The following is a 19,062-nucleotide window of genomic DNA, read 5'->3' as shown; positions in this document are numbered from 1 at the left end:
TCTATGGCATCCTTTTATTAATCGAATCCACATCTGGAGATGTGTTTCTAATCATTAATTTGACGGGAATTTCTTCGAAACGCTGACGAATATGTGGATCTTGTCCTCGTGCTTCCAAGCAAGTCAAAACCCGCTGTGCGGTTTGCTGTACGTCTTGATGAATCGTTGTTAATCGGTAGCTGTATTGCGTCGTTTGAAGCGTGTTATCAAAACCAATTATGTGAAAATCGTTTGGCGCATCAAAGCCATTTTCACGCATGCCATCTAAAAAACCGCACGCGAGTTGAGCGTTGGCGCAAAAAATACCATCGACGCGTTTTCCTTGCTCACAAAAAACATGAGCGGCTTTTCTGCCGCCTTCGTAGCCATCGGCTTGCGCGGTTATTTCCAAAAAATCAGACACATCAAAAGCATGCTCTTCAATCATCATGTGACGAAAAAGGTCGCCTCGATTAATGCCAGACCACGTCGAATTTTCATAGTTCAACCAACCCACACGAGAACAACCAGAGCGAATCAATTGCTCCGATACGAGCACCGCCGCCATCTGGTTATCCGAACAAACAAAATCCACGTCGGGAATGTCCATATGACGATTAATGCCAACGACAGGAATATTGTGTTGAACACACTCTTTGACTAAATTCGCTGGCGGCTGCCCCGATGTGACAATCACCCCAGACACTCGAAATTGCGTAAAACGTCGAATGGTCATTTCTAATTCGTCATCATCTCGCACCTCCGTTACCAGCGCTTGATAACCCTTTCGTTGGATTTCGCTCAATAAGCCTTCTAGCAAACTACTGCGAAAAGGATCACTTAAGCGCGCGACCACAACGCCGATTAACTGACTGCGTTTGCGGTTTAACCCTTGCGCCAAGAAATTCACTTGATAGCCGAGTTCATTGGCGGCTTTGACTATTTTTTCGCGCGTCTCGCGCGCGACACTGCCGTTATTACTGAATGTACGAGACACGGCCGCGCGCGAGACACCAGCGAGTTTTGCGACATCTTCCGCCGTGACTGAGCCTCTTTTTCGAGTATTCGTCAATTTTCTATCCCTTTTCTGTTGAAGCTGAGCCCAGCGGAATAGAACCGACTGAGGTAGAATCCAGCGTGTGCTGAACATAGTTATCATCGTCCAAATCAATAACCAAACCGTCTTGGCTGACAAATAAGTTGGGCGTATGCCGAACAGCATCAAGCAGACTAGGAATCGCCGCATCAAAGCAATGATAAATACCCAGCGCTTTGGCGCTCGTCTGTGCTAGTAATCGTTCACAGTCGGGGAAATCTCCATGGGAAGAGTCTGTTGGCAAAGCATCAAAAGACGCACATTCTTGAAAAGCGATATCAGCACCAAGCATTAATGCTTGGCTGGCGGCCGTTGGTCGTCCGTCGCCGCTAAAAAATACTGTTTGCTGGTCAATCTCAATTCGAATCGCTCGATTGGCCATTTCATGTTGTGTATTGGCGGTGCGAATCTGCCAATGCTTCCACTCAAAAGCATCATGAATATCCTGCCAATGAATCTCAAAGCACACCTCTGTTTCAGGCCAAACCGACAATGCCACCAACGCTTCCAATGGCTTTCGTTGTTCTGCTTGGCAAAAAATTGTCAACGGCTCAGTGCGTTGAAAGCTTTTCCACTGATTAATCAGTGCCGCTAACCCAGAACTGTGATCAGGATGGATATGCGTAAAATAAATTACCTGTATGTCATTCACGCCAATATCACGCTGCCAAATGGCTCTTGGCACCGTCGGTCCACAGTCGATGAGCCATTGGTTTTGCTGTGAATCGATGATCCTAATGGAAGAAGTATTGTTGCGCTGAGAAAACGCGCTACCACAACCAATCACGTCAATTTTCATACTGTCTCACCAAGATGTCTTTTTAGTTTAATTAAATTGTCATAAAGATCCGACAAAGTAGGCACCCATCATGTCGGTTATAGATTGCATTTTTTTTACAGAACGATGAACACGTGTTCATTTCATGAAAAAAAGTGAAAAAAATCTCCGGCAAACGTTTTATTGCACTTGGAGCAAGGCATGGCGCACTTACAAATAGAAAATCTACAAGCGGGCTACGGTAATAAGTTGATCTTGAACAACATCAACCTACACGTCGAGCAAGGAGAAATGATTGCCTTACTTGGCCCATCCGGCTGTGGAAAAACCACGTTGTTGAATGCGCTGTGTGGTTTTGTTCCCGTCAGTCACGGTGAAATCTTCTCCGGTCAGCGTGCCATCTCTCAATTGCCCGCTGAAAAACGCAACATCACCATGGTCTTTCAAAACTACGCACTATGGCCTCATATGACGGTGTCACAAAATATTGCCTACGGCCTAAAAGTGAAAAAAATAAAACGCGCGGAGATAGACGTTCGCGTGGCGGAATTGTTAGACATCGTAAAACTTAACGGATTAGAAAACGAAAAAGTCACCGCACTGTCTGGCGGACAGCGTCAACGTGTCGCCTTGGCGCGAGCGTTGGCGATTCGTCCCGATGTATTGGTGCTTGATGAGCCGCTTTCCAACTTAGACGCCAAAGTCAGGTTGAGCGTACGCCACGAGATCAAAGCGTTGCAGAAACAACTTGGTTTTACTTCGCTGATCGTCACCCATGACCAAGAAGAAGCCTTAGTCATGGCGGATCGCATTGCGGTATTAAATCAAGGTCGAATCGAACAGATTGGGACGCCAGAAGAAATTTACCATCACCCAAGTACGCCTTTTGTGGCCGATTTTATGGGCGCAGACAATCATATCGACTGGCCATTATCGGACGACGCTTTCGCTTTAAACCTTGGCGGTCAGCTAGACAATCCAAGCAAACCCTCGAGTGTGTATTTTCGTAGTGAAAACGTTTCGCTCTCAACTCAAAAAGGCCCCGAAAACGACTTAAGCAACAATGGCTTAATCATCAAAGGTGTCGTCGAGCAAAGTGCGTTTTTTGGCAATAATTATCGAATTAGTGTGCGCTGCGGGAAGCACACAATACAGGCAGAACATGATCAAAACCTGTCTGAACAGACTCCCGTGACTTTACGTGTCCTACCCGATGCACTGCATATTTACGCTCAAGACGTTGAGCATTCAGTGTTTCAAACAACCATGCCATTTCAGTCAAATTAATGAGGATAAACCATGTTCTATAAAACGAAGATAGCTGTACTTGCCGCCATTGGTCTTACCCAATTTTCAGGTTTTGCACACGCACAGACCACATTAAATGTGGTTTCTGCCGGCGGTCAAAATATGGTCGACTACGTAAAAACGTACCTCGCCCCAAAATTTGAGGCGTCACATCCAGGCGTAAAAGTGAATGTCGTAGGCACAGGCCCTGGCGATGCAGGTTCTCATAAAATCAAAGAAAAGCTGTCAGCACAAAACAGCAGCGGCTTGGATTCTTGGGACATTGATGTTGCTGTTGTTCACCAAAAGATTGGTGGCGAGATGGTGGAAGGTGGTCTGCTTTCAAAATATCGAACAGACATCAAAACAGGTAAAATGGTCACTCGTGACAGTGCTATAAATGCGCTTGGCGTAAACGTAGAAGGCTATGTCATGCCGATGTTTCATAGCCAAACCGCCATCGCTTACAACAGTGATTTCGTGACCAACCCACCAACGTCTTATGACGAACTCGTCACATGGACGCAAAAGCATCCAAAGTCCTTTGGCTACAACGGCATTAAAAACGGCATGTCAGGGGTGAGCTTTGTAACCGGTTGGATTTATGCCTACGGTACCAAAGCAGACACGCTTTCCAGCGCGCCTTATGACAAAAATGTCGCTGCATCATGGGACAAAGCCTTCGCAGACCTTAAAGATTTCAACAAGAACATCACCTTTACACCAGGCAACGCTGGCACATTGGATATGTTAAATCGTGGCGAAATTTTCATGGGGCCTGTTTGGGTCGATATGTTCTACAGCTGGAAAGAGCAGGGCAAAATCCCACCATCAATGAAATTATCTTTGATCGCCCCAGGCATGCCTGGCCAACCTATGTACTACGTGACGCCAACAAAAGCCGCACACCCAGAGCTTGCTCGTGAATTTATCGAACTAGCAACAAGCCCAGAAATACAGGCCGAAGGCATTGTAAAACGCTTTAACTGGTACCCAGGTATTGATGCTGAACAAGTGAAGAGCAAGCTAGACAGCGCAACATGGGAAAAGCTTTTTGCCGAAATCACACCAAGCGATTTAGCAAAATACGGTAAGAGTTTCCCAATCGGACCTTATTTTGACGACATCAAAGAAGGTTACGAACGTAACGTTTCTAACTAGGTTATTGAGTATCTAGTTGAGCCATTGAGTGCATTCATCACTCGACTAACGCCCTGAGTTATTTTGCTCAGGGCGATTTTATCCCGTGTTCGTTATTGGAAAAAAGAAATATGCGTCAAACGACATCACATAACCTTTGGCTGGTCGCACCCGCTGCACTCATGGTCGGTATCTTCTTTTTATACCCTTTGTGTTTCTCGCTCTATTCCGCCGTGACCTTGGACGAAGGTGGCTTTACATTAATTCATCTACATAAAGCCTTTGAATTGTATTCAAAAGACATGCTCTTTACCGTTTTCATTGTGCTGATTTCGGTGTCTATTTTAGCGGTTTTATCGATTTCCATTGCGGCGCTAATTACCCTGTCGCCGTTCCGTATTTTAGTCGGCTTGCTGGGTTTTCTTTATCGCTTGCCTTTGTTTATTCCCTTCATTGTCACTGCACAAATGATGCGGACTTTTTTAGCCAAGAATGGCCTGATGAATAACGCCTTTATTGAAGCGGGCTTGTTAACACCAATGGAAACCGTGTCCTTCCTTGGTTGGACGGGCATTATTATTACGTTTGTTTGGAAGCAAATGGCTTTTTCTACTTTGTTAATCTCTGGTGCGATGGCGGCGTTGGACGATTCACAAATACGTGCCGCCCGTAATTTAGGCGCGTCTCGTTTTCGCATTTTATTTCAAATCATCTTGCCGCAAATTACGCCAAGTATTGGTGTAGCCATGGTGTTATCCACTGTCACTATTATGTCCGTGCTGTCGGTTCCTCTAATGATTGGCACAGGTTCTCCGACCATGATGACCGCAGACATGGCGTTTCGAATTAATTCCTACGGCGATTATCACGTCGCGAATGCGCTTGGTTTGGTGTCGTATGCCATTTGCGCTGGCTTGGCTTGGTTTTACCTTCGTCAGAATCTAAAAGAAAAAGGAGCTGTTTGATGAGCACTACACGAAACTCAAGTCTATTTGACCGTTTGAGCGTCCGCTCTTTGCGCCTGAATTTCTGGCTACAAAGCTTGTTTATATTACTGCTCGCCTTGGTCCTGTTTGGCCCGATCGTCAACCTATTAATTTGGACAGTAACAGAAACTTGGTACTTCCCGCATTCACTGCCAACGCAATGGGGATTCAAGTATTGGCATCAAGTCTTTAACCCTTACAGCGACGTGTCCAGCTCCTTGCTCACCAGCTTATTGATTGCGGTTTTAACCGTCCTCGTTTGCTTGTTGGTTTCTGTACCAGCGGGTTATGCGCTGTCAAAACAGAGCATGCCATTTCGAGTCTTTTGGATGCTGTTGTTTTTGATTCCACAGGCGTTTCCAAATCTCACTGTATACATGAACATTGCCCGTCTTTTTTACGACTTCGGACTGAACGGTACTTTGTTGGGCGTGATATTAGTACACAGCGTGCATGGTTTGATGTTTTCGATTTGGATCAGTGTGGCGGCGTTCAGCTCAACAGATCCTATGCTAGAACGTGCGTCTCGAAACTTAGGCGCTGGACCTTTTTATACCTTCTTCCATATCGTTCTCCCTCAAGCGGCTCCGGGTCTTGTGGCGAGCTGCATTTTTGTCTTCTTAGAATCATTAGATGAATTCACTGGCACCTTCTTTGTCGGGGCCCCAAACATCAGCACTCTGCCACTTTTACTTTATACCGCCAGTATGGAAGGCAATTATCAAATTGCGTCTATTACCGCCTTGATTTTGCTCGTGCCTTCTATCTTATTTATGGTGATTATTCATAAGTTCATGCGTCCTGAGATGCTGTCTAAACTGGGGAAATAATCACGTTAAGAAAACAGAAACAGCTTAAACGCCGCCAGGGCCGACATAATACGGATCATCCACTTGAACTGGATTGGGTTCACTTTCTTCAAGAAATGAAAACCAATAAACGAGCCAATGATCAGCCCTGGAATCGCGTATAAGCTGGCTTCTGTACTCTCGACCGACAATAAACCGAGGCCGATGTAAAAAGGCAATTTCACCAGATTAATAATGAAAAACGCCCATGCCCGAGTGCTGACATACGAGGCTTTCTCCAATTTTTGCTCTAGTAAAAATAAGCTAAAAATCGGCCCCGCAGCATTGGCGATCATACTAATCACGCCGCCAAAGAACCCCATTGAATAGGCCGCCCAAGGCTTACGCATAAACGCAGCAGGACGAAAGTCGAGGTAAAGCCCCAATCCAATCATCGCGATAATGGTCACGCCGAGGAAGGTCAGAAATTGATCGGCGTCGACATTGGCCAAAAAGTAACTTCCTACAAATACCCCCAAAAAAGCCAAGGGAAGAAATCGCGCTAAAACAGACCAATCAATTTTGCTTCTATAACTGGCAATCGCCATTAAATCGGTAATGATATAAAGCGGCAACAAGACGCCCAGCGCCTCAGGGCCAGGAAACGCAATCATCACAATCGGCAACACCAGCAATCCCATTCCGCCGACTGAAAATTTTGAAAAGCCGGTAATCAAACCAGCCAAAAACAACACAGCCAATGACAAATCCACTTATTCCTCCTTATTGATTGATAACGACAATTGGATAACCAATCTGTTCGTTTATGCGTGCAATAATACGGCAAATAATGAACAATAAATAATCTCGTTTTGTTATTAAAACGATCATATTTAATTATCATATGGTGTCATTATGAAACTCGATCAACTCAGAGCTTTTATTGCGGTTGTCGAAACAGGAAGTTTTCGTTCTGCAGCGGATGCAATACACAAAACTCAGCCGGGCATCAGTGCCGCCGTCAAAACATTGGAAGCACAATACGGGATTTTGTTATTTGACCGAGACAGCTATCGCCCAACGTTAACCGCCGAAGGTCATGCGTTTTTTCAACAAAGTAAAAAACTAATTTCTCAAGCGCAACAGCTGGAAAACCTTGGCCATGATTTGGCCAAAGGCATCGAAGCGCCGCTGCACCTTTGCTTAAGTCAGATGGCTGTCGATAACAACTGCATGATGCGAATCAAAGCCTTTCAGAAACAGTACCCAGACACGTCTTTAGACATCACAACAGACCACTTATACGGCGTACAAGAAGCACTCACCAAGAATCAGTGTGAGATAGCCATTGGGCCACGATATGGTTTAGATGATCGACATGCCTTTATTGAGTTAAACAAGATCTCCATGGTGACGGTGGTGAGCCCAGAGTTGCTCGATACGCTCAATCTCAGCGGCAGCAAAGTAAAACAACAATCGCTTTATGGCATTCCGCAAATTTTAGTCACCAACACCACCGCGAATTCCGCCGAAAACGGCCACCGATACATACTGCCGACGGGGAAGCGTTGGTACGTGAATGATTTCCAGACAAAAAAAACCATGCTGATGCATGGTCTTGGGTGGGCACGAATGCCCAAACACATTATTCATTCCGAACTGGAAAGTGGTCAGTTGATTCCGATCGATGTCGAAAATTTTACCTCACAAAGCCAACTGCCGATTTTTATGATTCGCTTACGCCATCAAACACAAAGCTATCAGGCCAATCTTTTTTGGGAAATGATGAAGGCTCTTTCTAATAAGTCCGATGACAAAATGAACGAATAGAAATTATGGTTTCTTGTTCAACGTCCAATCATAATCCAAGAACTTGATGTCCACTTTTTTGTTATCAAGCGCGGTTTTTACGCTGTCAGGTAACGACATAGAAGACGCATAGTGGCTGATAAATGCTTCTAATGAGTGATAACCTTTCCAGCCTTTTTCAAAGTCTTCACGATACCATTTAAAGATAGAAGACAGTTCTAATGTCTTACCATTCAAACGGTTACGACTGCTATCGGCTAGAAACAATTGCGTTTGTGTCTGTAGCAAACTGTCGACGTTATCGCCTTGGAAAGCTTGATTCGCCAAGGCAGGACAACCAATGCTGGCGCAATTAACGGCAAAGTGAATGCGAGGATCCTTGTAACGATCTGAACCACGAATCAGCGTGTGCTCAACATCATCCAAAGAACGCGTTTTTCCTAATAAAGGAATAAACTCTTTGCTCCAAGGAGAGCTAAAAAAGCGGCCTAGGTCTTTGATTGATTTTAAGTCAGGCCATTTCGTAAGAATTAAATCGACAGTCCAAGCATTGTAAGCATTGATCAAAAACGCCAATTGCTCATTCTTCGGCCAGCCATCAAATTCAAACTGGCTAACGTTTTCTAACGTTTTTAAATAAGCGTCCAAAGACGCTTTATCATCTGCAAACCCTTGGTAATCCACTTGGCTTGCTTTACCGCCTTCAAGTAAATGAACATTCTGTTGCAGTAACGCATTCCATGATGAGTGATCAAAGACGTTTTCAGCATTGGCCACCGCACTTTGCAGTCCAATAACAGCGAACAAGGTAATCAGCCACTTTTTCATCCACTTAACCTCGACGCCATGTGTGGTATTTTTCGACCCAAGCCAATATACGCTCTGGTGTATGAGCGCGTTTCCACTCGCCTGCTGCGTATTTATTGGATTCCGCCCATGTTGGGTATGTATGAATCGTGCCTAAGATTTTATTCAAGCCTAAGCCGTGTTTCATCGCCAAAACAAACTCAGCCAATAACTCGCCAGAATGCTCTCCCACAATGGTAACGCCCAAGATTTTATCCTTCCCTGGCACGGTTAAGACTTTCACAAAGCCTTTCGTCGCGCTTTCTGCAATGGCGCGATCTAGGTCATCAAGGCCGTAACGAACCATTTCATAAGCGATGCCTTGTTCTTTCGCATCTTGTTCGCTTAAGCCAACGCGAGCCACTTCAGGATCAACAAAGGTCGCCCATGGAATCACTCGGTAATCCGCACGGAATTTTTTGAATGTACCAAACAACGCATTCACCGCCGCAAACCAAGCTTGATGAGCTGCAACGTGAGTGAATTGATAAGGGCCAGCCACATCGCCTACCGCAAAAATGTTCGGAAACAAGGTTTCAAGGTAATCGTTGGTGACGATAGTACGCTTGGTTTCGACGCCTAAGTTTTCTAAACCGTAACCTTCAAGACGTGCTTGACGACCAACGGCACAAAGTAGCGCATCAAATTCAATCACGCTTTCAACACCGTCTTTTTCAACGATCAAGCGCTTAACATCACCTTCTTTTTCACAACGAATCGCATTATGAGACGTCAGGGTCGTTACGCCATCGGATCTCATGCTTTCTTGAACAAGTTCAGACACTTCTTCGTCTTCTCTGGCCATAATTCGCGCTGCACGTTCGACCTGAGTCACCTTAGAACCTAAACGAGCAAAACTTTGCGCCAATTCAGAACCGATTGGGCCACCGCCTAATACGACAAGACGTTTTGGCGCTTCATCGAACTTAGCAAATTCTTCCCACAAGTTATCACTGGTGTAATAACCCACGTCATTCAAACCCGGTAAATCAGGGACAAATGGACGCGCGCCCGTCGCCAGCACAATACTCCGCGCCGTCAGACGCTGAGTACCACCATCATTTAGCTTGATTTCTACTGTCCAAGGATCAATTAATTGAGCGTAACCTTGTACGACGTCTACACCAAGATTCGTATAGCGCTCTACGCTATCATGAGGCTCTATTTTACTAATCACATCATGAACACGCGCCATGACTTTTTTGAACGAAAAGGTCGGTTCACTGCTGTCTAAACCGTAGTTTTCAGCATGGCGCATTTGCTGCGCCACTTTCGCACTCTTGATCAAAGCCTTACTTGGGATACATCCATAGTTAAGGCAATCACCGCCCATTTTATTGGCTTCAATTAGTGTCACTTTGGCTTTTACCGCCGCTGCAATGTAAGCGCTTACTAAACCACCCGCACCAGCGCCAATAACAATAAGGTTACGATCAAATGTTTTTGGCTTCGTAAAACCCGCGTACACACGACGCGCTTTAATAACGTTCAATAATTTTTTTGCAATCAAAGGGAACACGCCTAACAAAACAAAAGACAACAACAAGGAAGGCGATAAAATACCGGATAAACTTTCTAACTGTCCCAATTGCGTCCCCGCATTAACGAAAACAAACGTGCCCGCCAACATACCTACTTGGCTGACCCAATAAAATGTCACCGCGCGAATATTCGTCAGTCCCATCAACAAATTTATTAAAAAGAAAGGGAAAATAGGAACAAGGCGAAGCGTAAACAAATAAAACGCGCCTTCTTTTTCAACGCCTTCATTGATCGCTTTAAGACGATCACCAAAGCGCTTTTGCACCATGTCTTGAAGTAAGTAACGAGAAACAAGAAACGCCAAGGTCGCACCAATGCTACTAGCAAAAGAAACGATAAGCAGACCCCAACCTAAACCAAACAATGCGCCCGCCGCCAGTGTCATAATCACGGCACCGGGTAAAGACAAGGCAGTCACAATGACATACAGAATCAAAAATGCGCCACCAACAAGCAGAGGGCTTTCAGCCCGCCATACTTCAAACTGAGCGAGGCCGGACTTCAAACCCTGCAATGTTAATAACTGGTGCAGATCAAAATAGAAAAACCCCGCAGCCAAAATAGCGATTAACACCAATAATCCGATTTTCTTCATTACCAACGCTCCAACAGAGTCTTTCAACTCAGGAAAAATAAAATTACTCAATTAAGTGAATGTTAGTTAGACACAATACAGGCTCGAATTATTACAGCAAGGTAGATTATTTTTTTAAAGTAAAAGCCAGAACACACAAAATAAATACGAGAGAGGAAGAAAGGAAGGCCGCGTTTAGCGAGGCAAACGCGGTTTAGGTAAGAAAGCAAACTACTAATAGACGGTTTTAATGCGCCCAGCCAAAAGACTAAACAAAATACCGAAACAACAAACACACAATACCAACACCACCAGTCCAGACAAACCATAGGCAACCAAGGCAGTGGCAAACGTTGGCGGCCCTACTGTGGCACCAAGATTACCAAATTGAGCCAGCAAACCATAACCTTGAGCCTGTTCGCTTGGGTTACGTGCCAACGTTGGAATCATTGCCAACGAAGCGCCTGGCACCATACCAAGAAACAACACCATAACACCGACCACCAAACAAAATAGCAACGCCGTATCGCCAATCAATGACAAAACCAGCGCACTGACCGCCACACCAGAATAAGCGACCAACGCCACTCGTTGAGGTCGCATCAAATATTGTGCAATAGCGCCCGCTAAAAATGTTCCGCTGGTGGTAATTAAAGGCAATAGAACCAACATCCACTTCTGCAAAGACAGGTCATTAATCAACCCCGGCACGTAAGTCAACACAGACACCAGAGTGCAGGTATAAAACAGGAAAACAAAGCTCGGTAAAAGAGCACGTGGATTACGGTAAATCCTCATCATTTGAGAAAAGAATCCACCTTGGTTGTCAGCGGCAGGCACCAAATCCAACACAGGGTTTTTCCTCAAAATGACAAACAACACGACACCGATGGTCGAAATCAAAATGCCATGACTCAAAAACAATGTAGACAATCCATATTGGTCTAAAAGACTCTTACCAGCCCAACCGGATACCGCAAACGCGACACCAAAAAACGTTCCCCAGATGCCCATCGTCAAGGATTTATGCTGAGGCGCACTTAACTTCGCAATTAACGTTGGCGCCGCCACAACAACGCCTAACTGAGAAAGCCCTTCTAGTATTCTGGTGATAAATAGCACATTAAACGGCGGCAAAAAAGACTGGATAAACGACAAACTGCCACCCAGCAGCAAAGCACCGACCAACACTTTTAAATACCCTACACGGCTAGCAATCATCCCAGCCGACACACCAAATACCAAACCAACCAACCCTACAGCAGACAGTGACGCGCCAGTTAATGTTGCCGTGGTTTGATAATGATTTAACAAGGTTTCAAAGGAGACAGAAAACTTGGCAAATTGCATTGCGGCAGAAATCCCAGCAATCCAAAGCAAAATGATTTCCAACCATTGAGTTTTTGGAGCAACAACCGACGAATAAGAGGGGGTACTTGGCATTAAGCTTCCTTTTGTAGATCAAATATAAGCCATCAAAACCAAGCGACGCACTTAAAGTTGACCTTATGGACAAATATAGAGCGCTATTCTAAAACAAAAAGCACCAAGATTGGGCAGGTATTTGCGGAATCAAAAGAGGAAATAATGCCGTACGAGAGCAGCATCTCAAACGGCAAAAAAATAAGAAGATAAAAAAATCAGCGAAAAGCCTGACCTATAAAGCACCAGACTTTTTACCATCAATGCTATTGAGCCGTTGGCGCTAAATCCGCTCTTTTCAGCTCTTTCATACGCAAACCAATATTACCTAGAATCAACACCAAACCACCGACTATCTGATAAGCCGTTAGTCCCATGTCTAAGAACAGCCAATTAATGGCGGCGGCAAACACAGGAAAAGACAATTCGGCCAAGGTGGCGAGTTGTGCGGGGACGGTTTTGAGCCCTTGATAGTAGAACCACATGCCGATGAATCCGCTTAACAAGGCCATGACGATAACCAAGCTGAAATCCACCGATGTCATCGTGGTCAAGCTATCAGATTGCGCCAGTGCCAAAGGCAATAACACCAATAAACCCGCCACAAAACGACCCGACATAATAGCATTCGCTGGCATGTGTTGATGCGACAAATATTTACCACACACGGTCGCGGCGCCCCATGCAATAACCGCAATCAGCGTGTAGCCATAGCCTTTTAAGATACTCACGCTATCACTAGAGTAATGCCATTGCGCATCGCCTAACAAACGCAGGTCTGGCCACATCATCACAAAGCTGCCAAATAAAATGACCGCTGCCCAGCGAAGAAAGTCCCCTTCAATCCGTTCTTTTAAAAGCCAATACGCCAGTAATATCGCCACGATTGGCTGCAATTTTTGAAGCAGGATAACAACGGTTGGATTCAAATAATGAAAGGCTTCGGTGAACGCCAAGGTTCCCATCGCCGAGCCAATGCCGCCAATAAAAAACAAACATGAAAAGCCGCTTATCGACATATGACGATAAACATGGCGATAGCGCCACAGCATAGGGCTGACAAACAGCACCAAGGTGAGATGTTCAATTAATACAATTTGTAGAGTGGAATAACCCGCGCCCAACAAAGGGTAGCGAATTAAGGTATCAAGTGCCCACGTGAAACACGCGATCATGATAAAGAATGTACCTGCCATCTTTGGTTTCTCCAAGCGAATAAGATGTACAGGGGTGATGAGGAATATACCAAGCCGTTTACACACCCAAAGGATAGGCAAACTAAAACGCATACATGGCGCCAACGAACAGAACCATCACTCAATAAAGAGTCATGTTTTTTTCGTTGCTTGGTCGATCTTCTATCATCCGGACTGTAACCGTCGGCTCTGGAGTCTCACCAGATCTGCTGACCTTAATTCGATGTACACAACGACAGGTTCGTCATCGCAACCAAAAGAATTAAGCGCTCGCGGGCTGTTCGATTAGATTTAGCAAACCTATTCAAAATCACCGCCGGTGGGGAGTTTCGCCCCGCCCCGAAGTTCGATTATTGTAAATAATTTATCGTCTAACTTTAAACGCATCACCTTATTTAGGCAATAAGAACTGTGAGCACGATAATGAAATACTCTGTTTCTAACGTGCGTCATATTCCTATACACTCACTCTCTAAAAATAAACACTCATTGAAAAGGATGATTTCAATGCAAAGCTCTTCTCGAAGTGGCATTTTTTATGCGTTAACGGCGTTTACTCTATGGGCAATCGCGCCTATTTATTTCAAAGAAATGTCTTTCGTGCCTGCGACGGAAATCCTTGCCCATCGCGTGATCTGGTCCTGTCTTATCGTCTTGGTTTTAATCATTTTACTACGCTATACCAATGCGTTGAAAACCGTTTTGCGATCACCTAAAACGCTGATGGCCATGCTCGTATCGACGATTTTGATCGGGGTGAATTGGGGTACATTTATCTGGGCAATACAAAACAATCAAATGTTAAGCGCCAGTTTGGGATATTACATTAACCCATTAATTAGTATTTTATTGGGTGTCATTTTCTTTAAGGAAAAGCTGGATAGGGTACGTAAAGCAGCAGTCGTTCTGTGTTTTTGCGCCGTGGTTTTTGAAGTCATTCAGTTTGGTTCATTGCCTTGGATTGCGCTTTCCCTAGCGATTACCTTTGGATTTTATGGTTTAGTGCGTAAGAAAGTAGCCGTTGATAGCTTTACCGGCATGGCGATTGAGACCGCCATTCTTTTGCCTTTCGCTCTCTTGTATTTAATGATGAGTGATTCCCCTACTGCAAATATTTTCGGAAATAATGCGAGTGTAAATTGGTTACTGTTTGCTGCGGGTCCTGTCACTATGGTGCCGCTGATGTGCTTTGCAGCGGCGGCGAATCGAGTCAGTCTTGTGACACTGGGTTTCTTCCAATACATTGGTCCAACGGGGATGTTTTTTCTGGCGGTGTTCTTATATGACGAGCCATTAAGCGTAGAAAAACTCACAACCTTCGTGCTTATTTGGTCCGCTCTTGCCATGTTGATTGTGGACTCTATTCGTCGCATACGAAAAACTAAAGCGGCGAACTTCACGGCTAAAAAAGAAACTCTGTAACTCTACCCATTTATACATGACTCACTACGGGTCATGTATTCTCAACAATCTAATTCATACCAATTAGTCGCATCGAAATAGCTCTCTTTTTTGTTTCTTTTTTCCATCTTAGGCCCCACAATCGCGGCCTGTTTGGCCACTGACTATTTAAGATGAAGATCATCACTTTCGACGCATTAAGAACGCTCCACTTACCTCATGTGAGGTATATCAAACCCGAGTCCATGTACGAACATCTAGACGAAATAAAACAAGCCGATTGGCTTCTTTTCCCTCAGTACTGGCAACTTAATGCTCTGATTTATGGTCTTAAAAAACGTATTTTCCCAAGCCTTGCCTCTTATATGATAGGCCACGATAAAGTAGAAATGACGCGTACATTTCGTACCCTCGTACCACAACAACATCCTTATACTATCATTGCAGCAAATACGCCTTATGAAGCTGAACGAATCTGGGATGAAATGCCGTCGCCATTTGTGGCAAAAATTCCACGCAGCAGCATGGGGAATGGCGTATTTTTGATAGAAACACTCGGCCAATGGCGCGACTATATCGCTCAATCTGATGTGTTATATGCTCAAGAGTATCTGCCAATAGACAGAGATATGCGTATTATTTGGGTCGGAAATAAAATCGTCAGCGGTTATTGGCGCTTGCAATCAGACAATGGTTTTCATAATAACGTCAGCCAAGGCGGACAGGTGGAAGTTGCTCTGATCCCAAAAGAAGCGCAAGACCTAGTTACCTATCTCGCTGAATCTTTAGATATTAACCACGCAGGATTTGACATAGCTATGGTTGGATCAGTGCCTTATGTAATTGAATTGAATCGTATTTTTGGCAATCAAGGATTGAAAAATATTCAACACGGCGTCAACACAGAGCTGCTCAACTATCTAAATGAGCAACACTTACTGTCGACGGCTAACTTAATAGTGCAGCCCGTTGGATTTTAAGAACCGATTTGAAAGTAGAATAAAAAAAATAGGAAAATAGCGGCCATGGTTTGTCATACCGTCATGTCTATTTTGTAACAAAGAAAGTAAAGGTCCTATTTCTGCATTGCCAACATCTCCATATTATCCAGCGCGGCTTTTAATGCTTTCGCCACCTCTACGCTGAGACGCGTTTTTCCTGAGCAATCATTAATAGCCGACGCATAATCTGTTAAAAGCTTTTTCTGTGTGTAGCGTTCATTAAGATGTCGAAAAAAAGACTTTCTTTGTCTTTCAAACAGCCTTTGCATCAGCTTTGCTCTATCCGCATTTCCTCCGTACATACTTAACAACTTGGGAGTAATAATGTCATGTTGGAGAAACTCACTATAAGCAGACAAACCTTTGTGAATGCGTACCATGTCACCAGCATCATATTGGTCAGAAGATTCGTCTAATTTTATATCCACAAAATCCACCAGCGCAAGGCAGGAATTTATTTCGTTAATAGCCGGTCCCGCGGCAATTATTACCGGCGAGCACATCAAACTAAAGATAAAGATGAGGTTCTTATGCATTCCCAAAGCCCTTCTCCTTTTTAGTATTTGGAAAAACAGATCAAAGACGTTCCACAAACAACTCAACGTCACTTGCACAAAGTAACACTAAGGCTAGGTTAAAAAAAGTTATTGTGAATTGTTCTCAATATCATTTCATACTTTTCTATTGTCATAAAAAAGAAAGGTGAAAAGACTGCAACTTAGCAAAAACCATTGATGAAAACATCACCAGACGATTCCTTATAAGACTCGTTTTGTTAAAAGTACTTTCCATTGAGCTAAAAAACCATGAATACGATCAACGTTACGCACATCGAATCCAATGTAATGTAAACTATTCAAACTGTCAGGAAAGTCGTGATTTAACATTCATCAGAGCAAAAACATGAACAAGCGCAATGCCACTTCTGCCGATGTCGCCATTTTGGCGGGCGTTTCTCAATCAACGGTATCGAGAAGTTTTGACCCAAATAGCCGAATATCTGAGTCAACACGTCAGCGTGTTTTTGCCGCCGCAGAGCAACTGGGTTATCAGGTAAATAAAGCCGCGCAAACCATGATTAAACAGCGCAGCGATCTGGTCGGTCTTGTCACCGCTGGTCTGGAAGATCCATTTCGTTCTGAGTTTCTACATAAGTTAATCATCGAAGTGCAAAACTGTGGACTTCGTCCCATGGTCATGGACGTATCCAATCGACAAACCATCGATGAAGACTTACAAGGGCTGATTCAATATCAACTCAGCGGCGTCATTATAACCTCTGGTACACCCAGTGAAAATATTGGCAAAGCCTTCATCAAACACGGTACCCCAGTGGTATTAGTGAATCGAACTGAGCATTCTGACGAGGCAGACATCGTCAATTTAGACAATGAAAATGCTGGGGCCATGGCCGCCGAAGCATTCCTCAAATCCGGTAAAACCAACCTTGTGGTCGTACGAGCCAAAAGCCCAAGCTTCAGTAGCGTAATGCGCGCTAAAGGTTTCTTAAACTATCTACACCCTTATCTGGATAAAGGTATCGTTCAGGCAAGTGAAGTCTTTTGTGAAGCTGGTAACTATGAAAGTGGTTACCAGATTGCCACCCAAATATTGGCACTTAAAAACCGCCCAGATGGTCTTTTTTTCTGCATGGATCATATTGCCTGTGGTTTTTTAGATGCCGCGAAAAAACAACTGTCCACCAGCGACCTACTATCAATCGGGGTAATTGGCTGTGATGATGTGGCCCTCGCAAGCTACAAATCGTACGATCTAACCACGCTCAGACAACCTTCAACAACCATGGCAAAAGCGGTGATGCAAACGCTGCTAAATCGATTGAAGTTACCCTCATCTCCTCCGAGTAAACAAGCTATTGCGGCTAAACTTATCTACCGCTCTACCTTAACAAAACCCTCCAGCAATTAATTTCACCCACCAATAATCAGGTTTTTTACCCTCGGTATTTCGTTACCTATTGATCACAATAGAATTTTTATTTCGTTTTTATTTTTTTTGAAATTAACCTTTCGTTATAGTAATTTGCCTAGTATGCTTATTTGGTTGTTCATACGTATGCACAACTATTCAAAACATCAGGAGGCAATATAAAAATGAAAAACTCTCCCTATATCCTTAGCCTTGCTCTCGCGACAGCGGCGACACTCAGCGCCGCACCTGCGATGGCAAAAGGTAAGCTAAATGTTATTTGTTCAACCGATACAGATTGGTGTAGCTTGATGGAAACAAGCTTTGAAGCAGAAACAGGCATTGATGTCGCTCTTATTCGTAAGAGCTCAGGCGAAGCTTACGCTCAACTGCGAGCGGAATCGAAAAATCCAAAAATTGATATTTGGTGGGGTGGCACCGGTGATCCACACCTTCAAGCAGCGGCAGAAAAACTCACTCAAGTGTATAAACCTAAAGCCCTTCCTGATCTACGTGATTGGGCTCAGAATCAAGCAAAAGTATCCGGTTATCGTACTGTCGGTGTTTACGCGGGCGCACTGGGCTTTGGCTACAATGAAGACATTCTGAAATCCAAAGGACTTCCAGCACCACAATGTTGGAAAGACCTCGCCAAGCCAATCTACAAAGGCGAAGTGCAAGTTGCCAATCCTAATTCATCCGGCACGTCATACACGGCATTGGCGACTTTTGTGCAAATGATGGGTGAAGATCAGGCATTTGATTACCTTGCTCAGCTGCACAAAAACATCAACCAATACACAAAATCTGGCTCCGCGCCGATTAAAGCCGCGTCCAATGGTGAAACGGCCATCGGTATCACCTTCATTCACGACATCGTCAAACAGGTGAAAAAAGGTTACCCCGTCAAAGCCGTCGCACCTTGTGAAGGCACTGGTTATGAAGTGGGATCGATGAGCATAGTAAAAGGCGCTCGTCACTTAAAAGAAGCCAAAATCTGGGCTGAGTTTGCCTTACGTCCTGACATTCAAACCATGGCCGATAAAGCCAACGCGTATCAAGTACCATCGAACAAATTGGCAACAACGCCGCCAGGCGCGCCTGATTTCGATACTCTAAAACTGATCGATTACGACTTTGCAAAATATGGGTCCGCGGACACGCGCCAACATTTGTTGCAACGTTGGGATGCTGAGATCAAATCTCTACCACGTTAATCATTCAGACATACTTGGTTTTTCCTGAGATCTACTGGGTCATCGCGCCCAGTAGAGATTCAAGTTACTGT

General features: G+C 44.4%; 17 protein-coding genes and 1 riboswitch. Of the genes, 9 read left to right on the top strand and 8 right to left on the bottom strand.

Annotation, left to right across the window (positions count from 1 at the left end; translation table 11 throughout):
* Position 1: 1 nt before the first annotated feature.
* Positions 2–1,051, bottom strand: a complete 1,050-nt coding sequence (locus tag MP3633_RS00770; protein WP_176334072.1) for a LacI family DNA-binding transcriptional regulator — start codon at positions 1,049–1,051, stop codon at positions 2–4.
* 4 nt (positions 1,052–1,055) lie between these two features.
* Positions 1,056–1,874: an MBL fold metallo-hydrolase gene (locus MP3633_RS00765; protein ID WP_176334071.1), complete on the bottom strand. Its 819-nt coding sequence runs from the start codon at positions 1,872–1,874 to the stop codon at positions 1,056–1,058.
* Positions 1,875–2,054: 180 nt separating this feature from the next.
* On the opposite strand from MP3633_RS00765, the gene MP3633_RS00760 reads away from it, so the two are divergent.
* The 4 genes from MP3633_RS00760 (at position 2,055) to MP3633_RS00745 (ending at position 6,096) form a co-directional block, all read left to right on the top strand.
* Positions 2,055–3,140, top strand: coding sequence for an ABC transporter ATP-binding protein (locus tag MP3633_RS00760; RefSeq protein WP_176334070.1), 1,086 nt, complete (start codon positions 2,055–2,057; stop codon positions 3,138–3,140).
* Between the two features lie 12 nt (positions 3,141–3,152).
* Positions 3,153–4,301 (top strand): ABC transporter substrate-binding protein, encoded by a 1,149-nt coding sequence (locus MP3633_RS00755; protein ID WP_176334069.1) that lies wholly within the window; start codon positions 3,153–3,155, stop codon positions 4,299–4,301.
* 110 nt (positions 4,302–4,411) lie between these two features.
* Entirely contained in the window at positions 4,412–5,245 is an 834-nt protein-coding gene (locus MP3633_RS00750; protein WP_176334068.1) for an ABC transporter permease, read from the top strand.
* Positions 5,245–6,096 carry an ABC transporter permease gene (locus tag MP3633_RS00745; protein WP_176334067.1) on the top strand — a complete coding sequence of 284 codons (852 nt, stop codon included), beginning with the start codon at positions 5,245–5,247 and terminating at the stop codon, positions 6,094–6,096. The genes MP3633_RS00750 and MP3633_RS00745 overlap by 1 nt, the downstream gene beginning before the upstream one ends.
* A gap of 5 nt (positions 6,097–6,101) precedes the next feature.
* Here MP3633_RS00745 and MP3633_RS00740 read toward each other — a convergent pair whose 3' ends face one another.
* On the bottom strand, positions 6,102–6,827 hold the full coding sequence (locus MP3633_RS00740; protein ID WP_176334066.1) for a sulfite exporter TauE/SafE family protein: 726 nt from the start codon (positions 6,825–6,827) through the stop codon (positions 6,102–6,104).
* Between the two features lie 142 nt (positions 6,828–6,969).
* Between MP3633_RS00740 and MP3633_RS00735 the strand changes: the two genes are divergently transcribed.
* Complete coding sequence (locus MP3633_RS00735) at positions 6,970–7,884, top strand: LysR family transcriptional regulator (protein WP_176334065.1); 915 nt, start codon at positions 6,970–6,972, stop codon at positions 7,882–7,884.
* Between the two features lie 3 nt (positions 7,885–7,887).
* Here the strand turns inward: MP3633_RS00735 and MP3633_RS00730 are convergent, their stop codons facing one another.
* From MP3633_RS00730 to MP3633_RS00715, 4 genes are all read right to left on the bottom strand, one after another.
* Complete coding sequence (locus tag MP3633_RS00730; RefSeq protein WP_176334064.1) at positions 7,888–8,691, bottom strand: DUF547 domain-containing protein; 804 nt, start codon at positions 8,689–8,691, stop codon at positions 7,888–7,890.
* A gap of 4 nt (positions 8,692–8,695) precedes the next feature.
* The gene (locus MP3633_RS00725) at positions 8,696–10,846 is read right to left on the bottom strand and encodes an FAD-dependent oxidoreductase (RefSeq protein WP_176334063.1); all 2,151 of its coding nucleotides are present in this window, start codon (positions 10,844–10,846) and stop codon (positions 8,696–8,698) included.
* Between the two features lie 213 nt (positions 10,847–11,059).
* On the bottom strand, positions 11,060–12,268 hold the full coding sequence (locus tag MP3633_RS00720) for an MFS transporter (RefSeq protein ID WP_176334062.1): 1,209 nt from the start codon (positions 12,266–12,268) through the stop codon (positions 11,060–11,062).
* A 245-nt stretch (positions 12,269–12,513) separates the two neighbouring features.
* Complete coding sequence (locus MP3633_RS00715) at positions 12,514–13,443, bottom strand: DMT family transporter (protein ID WP_176334061.1); 930 nt, start codon at positions 13,441–13,443, stop codon at positions 12,514–12,516.
* Positions 13,444–13,596: 153 nt separating this feature from the next.
* Positions 13,597–13,794: riboswitch (FMN riboswitch) on the bottom strand.
* Between the two features lie 156 nt (positions 13,795–13,950).
* Here MP3633_RS00715 and rarD point away from each other — a divergent pair.
* Together rarD and MP3633_RS00705 are read left to right on the top strand one after the other, a co-directional pair.
* Positions 13,951–14,865, top strand: a complete 915-nt coding sequence (gene rarD, locus MP3633_RS00710) for an EamA family transporter RarD (RefSeq protein ID WP_176334060.1) — start codon at positions 13,951–13,953, stop codon at positions 14,863–14,865.
* A 152-nt stretch (positions 14,866–15,017) separates the two neighbouring features.
* Positions 15,018–15,824: an ATP-grasp domain-containing protein gene (locus MP3633_RS00705; protein WP_176334059.1), complete on the top strand. Its 807-nt coding sequence runs from the start codon at positions 15,018–15,020 to the stop codon at positions 15,822–15,824.
* Between the two features lie 95 nt (positions 15,825–15,919).
* Here the strand turns inward: MP3633_RS00705 and MP3633_RS00700 are convergent, their stop codons facing one another.
* The gene (locus MP3633_RS00700; protein WP_176334058.1) at positions 15,920–16,381 is read right to left on the bottom strand and encodes a hypothetical protein; all 462 of its coding nucleotides are present in this window, start codon (positions 16,379–16,381) and stop codon (positions 15,920–15,922) included.
* Between the two features lie 367 nt (positions 16,382–16,748).
* Here MP3633_RS00700 and MP3633_RS00695 point away from each other — a divergent pair, with 367 nt between their 5' ends.
* Both MP3633_RS00695 and MP3633_RS00690 read left to right on the top strand, forming a co-directional pair.
* Positions 16,749–17,774, top strand: a complete 1,026-nt coding sequence (locus MP3633_RS00695) for a LacI family DNA-binding transcriptional regulator (RefSeq protein ID WP_176334057.1) — start codon at positions 16,749–16,751, stop codon at positions 17,772–17,774.
* Positions 17,775–17,959: 185 nt separating this feature from the next.
* Complete coding sequence (locus tag MP3633_RS00690; RefSeq protein WP_112135799.1) at positions 17,960–18,991, top strand: ABC transporter substrate-binding protein; 1,032 nt, start codon at positions 17,960–17,962, stop codon at positions 18,989–18,991.
* The last annotated feature ends 71 nt before the right edge of the window (positions 18,992–19,062 follow it).

The sequence above is a fragment of the Marinomonas primoryensis genome (assembly GCF_013372285.1).
Lineage (GTDB): Bacteria > Pseudomonadota > Gammaproteobacteria > Pseudomonadales > Marinomonadaceae > Marinomonas > Marinomonas primoryensis.
This window is presented reverse-complemented; position numbering and strand designations above follow the sequence as displayed.

Excerpts from the sequence above, each read along its gene's own strand:
- MP3633_RS00735 (WP_176334065.1), top strand. The coding sequence starts at position 6,970 with ATGAAACTCGATCAACTCAGAGCTTTTATTGCGGTTGTCGAAACAGGA.
- MP3633_RS00690 (WP_112135799.1), top strand. The coding sequence starts at position 17,960 with ATGAAAAACTCTCCCTATATCCTTAGCCTTGCTCTCGCGACAGCGGCG.
- MP3633_RS00750 (WP_176334068.1), top strand. The coding sequence starts at position 4,412 with ATGCGTCAAACGACATCACATAACCTTTGGCTGGTCGCACCCGCTGCA.
- MP3633_RS00755 (WP_176334069.1), top strand. The coding sequence starts at position 3,153 with ATGTTCTATAAAACGAAGATAGCTGTACTTGCCGCCATTGGTCTTACC.
- MP3633_RS00705 (WP_176334059.1), top strand. The coding sequence starts at position 15,018 with ATGAAGATCATCACTTTCGACGCATTAAGAACGCTCCACTTACCTCAT.
- MP3633_RS00760 (WP_176334070.1), top strand. The coding sequence starts at position 2,055 with ATGGCGCACTTACAAATAGAAAATCTACAAGCGGGCTACGGTAATAAG.
- MP3633_RS00730 (WP_176334064.1), bottom strand. The coding sequence starts at position 8,691 with ATGAAAAAGTGGCTGATTACCTTGTTCGCTGTTATTGGACTGCAAAGT.
- MP3633_RS00720 (WP_176334062.1), bottom strand. The coding sequence starts at position 12,268 with ATGCCAAGTACCCCCTCTTATTCGTCGGTTGTTGCTCCAAAAACTCAA.
- MP3633_RS00725 (WP_176334063.1), bottom strand. The coding sequence starts at position 10,846 with ATGAAGAAAATCGGATTATTGGTGTTAATCGCTATTTTGGCTGCGGGG.
- MP3633_RS00700 (WP_176334058.1), bottom strand. The coding sequence starts at position 16,381 with ATGCATAAGAACCTCATCTTTATCTTTAGTTTGATGTGCTCGCCGGTA.
- MP3633_RS00745 (WP_176334067.1), top strand. The coding sequence starts at position 5,245 with ATGAGCACTACACGAAACTCAAGTCTATTTGACCGTTTGAGCGTCCGC.
- MP3633_RS00765 (WP_176334071.1), bottom strand. The coding sequence starts at position 1,874 with ATGAAAATTGACGTGATTGGTTGTGGTAGCGCGTTTTCTCAGCGCAAC.
- MP3633_RS00715 (WP_176334061.1), bottom strand. The coding sequence starts at position 13,443 with ATGGCAGGTACATTCTTTATCATGATCGCGTGTTTCACGTGGGCACTT.
- rarD (WP_176334060.1), top strand. The coding sequence starts at position 13,951 with ATGCAAAGCTCTTCTCGAAGTGGCATTTTTTATGCGTTAACGGCGTTT.
- MP3633_RS00695 (WP_176334057.1), top strand. The coding sequence starts at position 16,749 with ATGAACAAGCGCAATGCCACTTCTGCCGATGTCGCCATTTTGGCGGGC.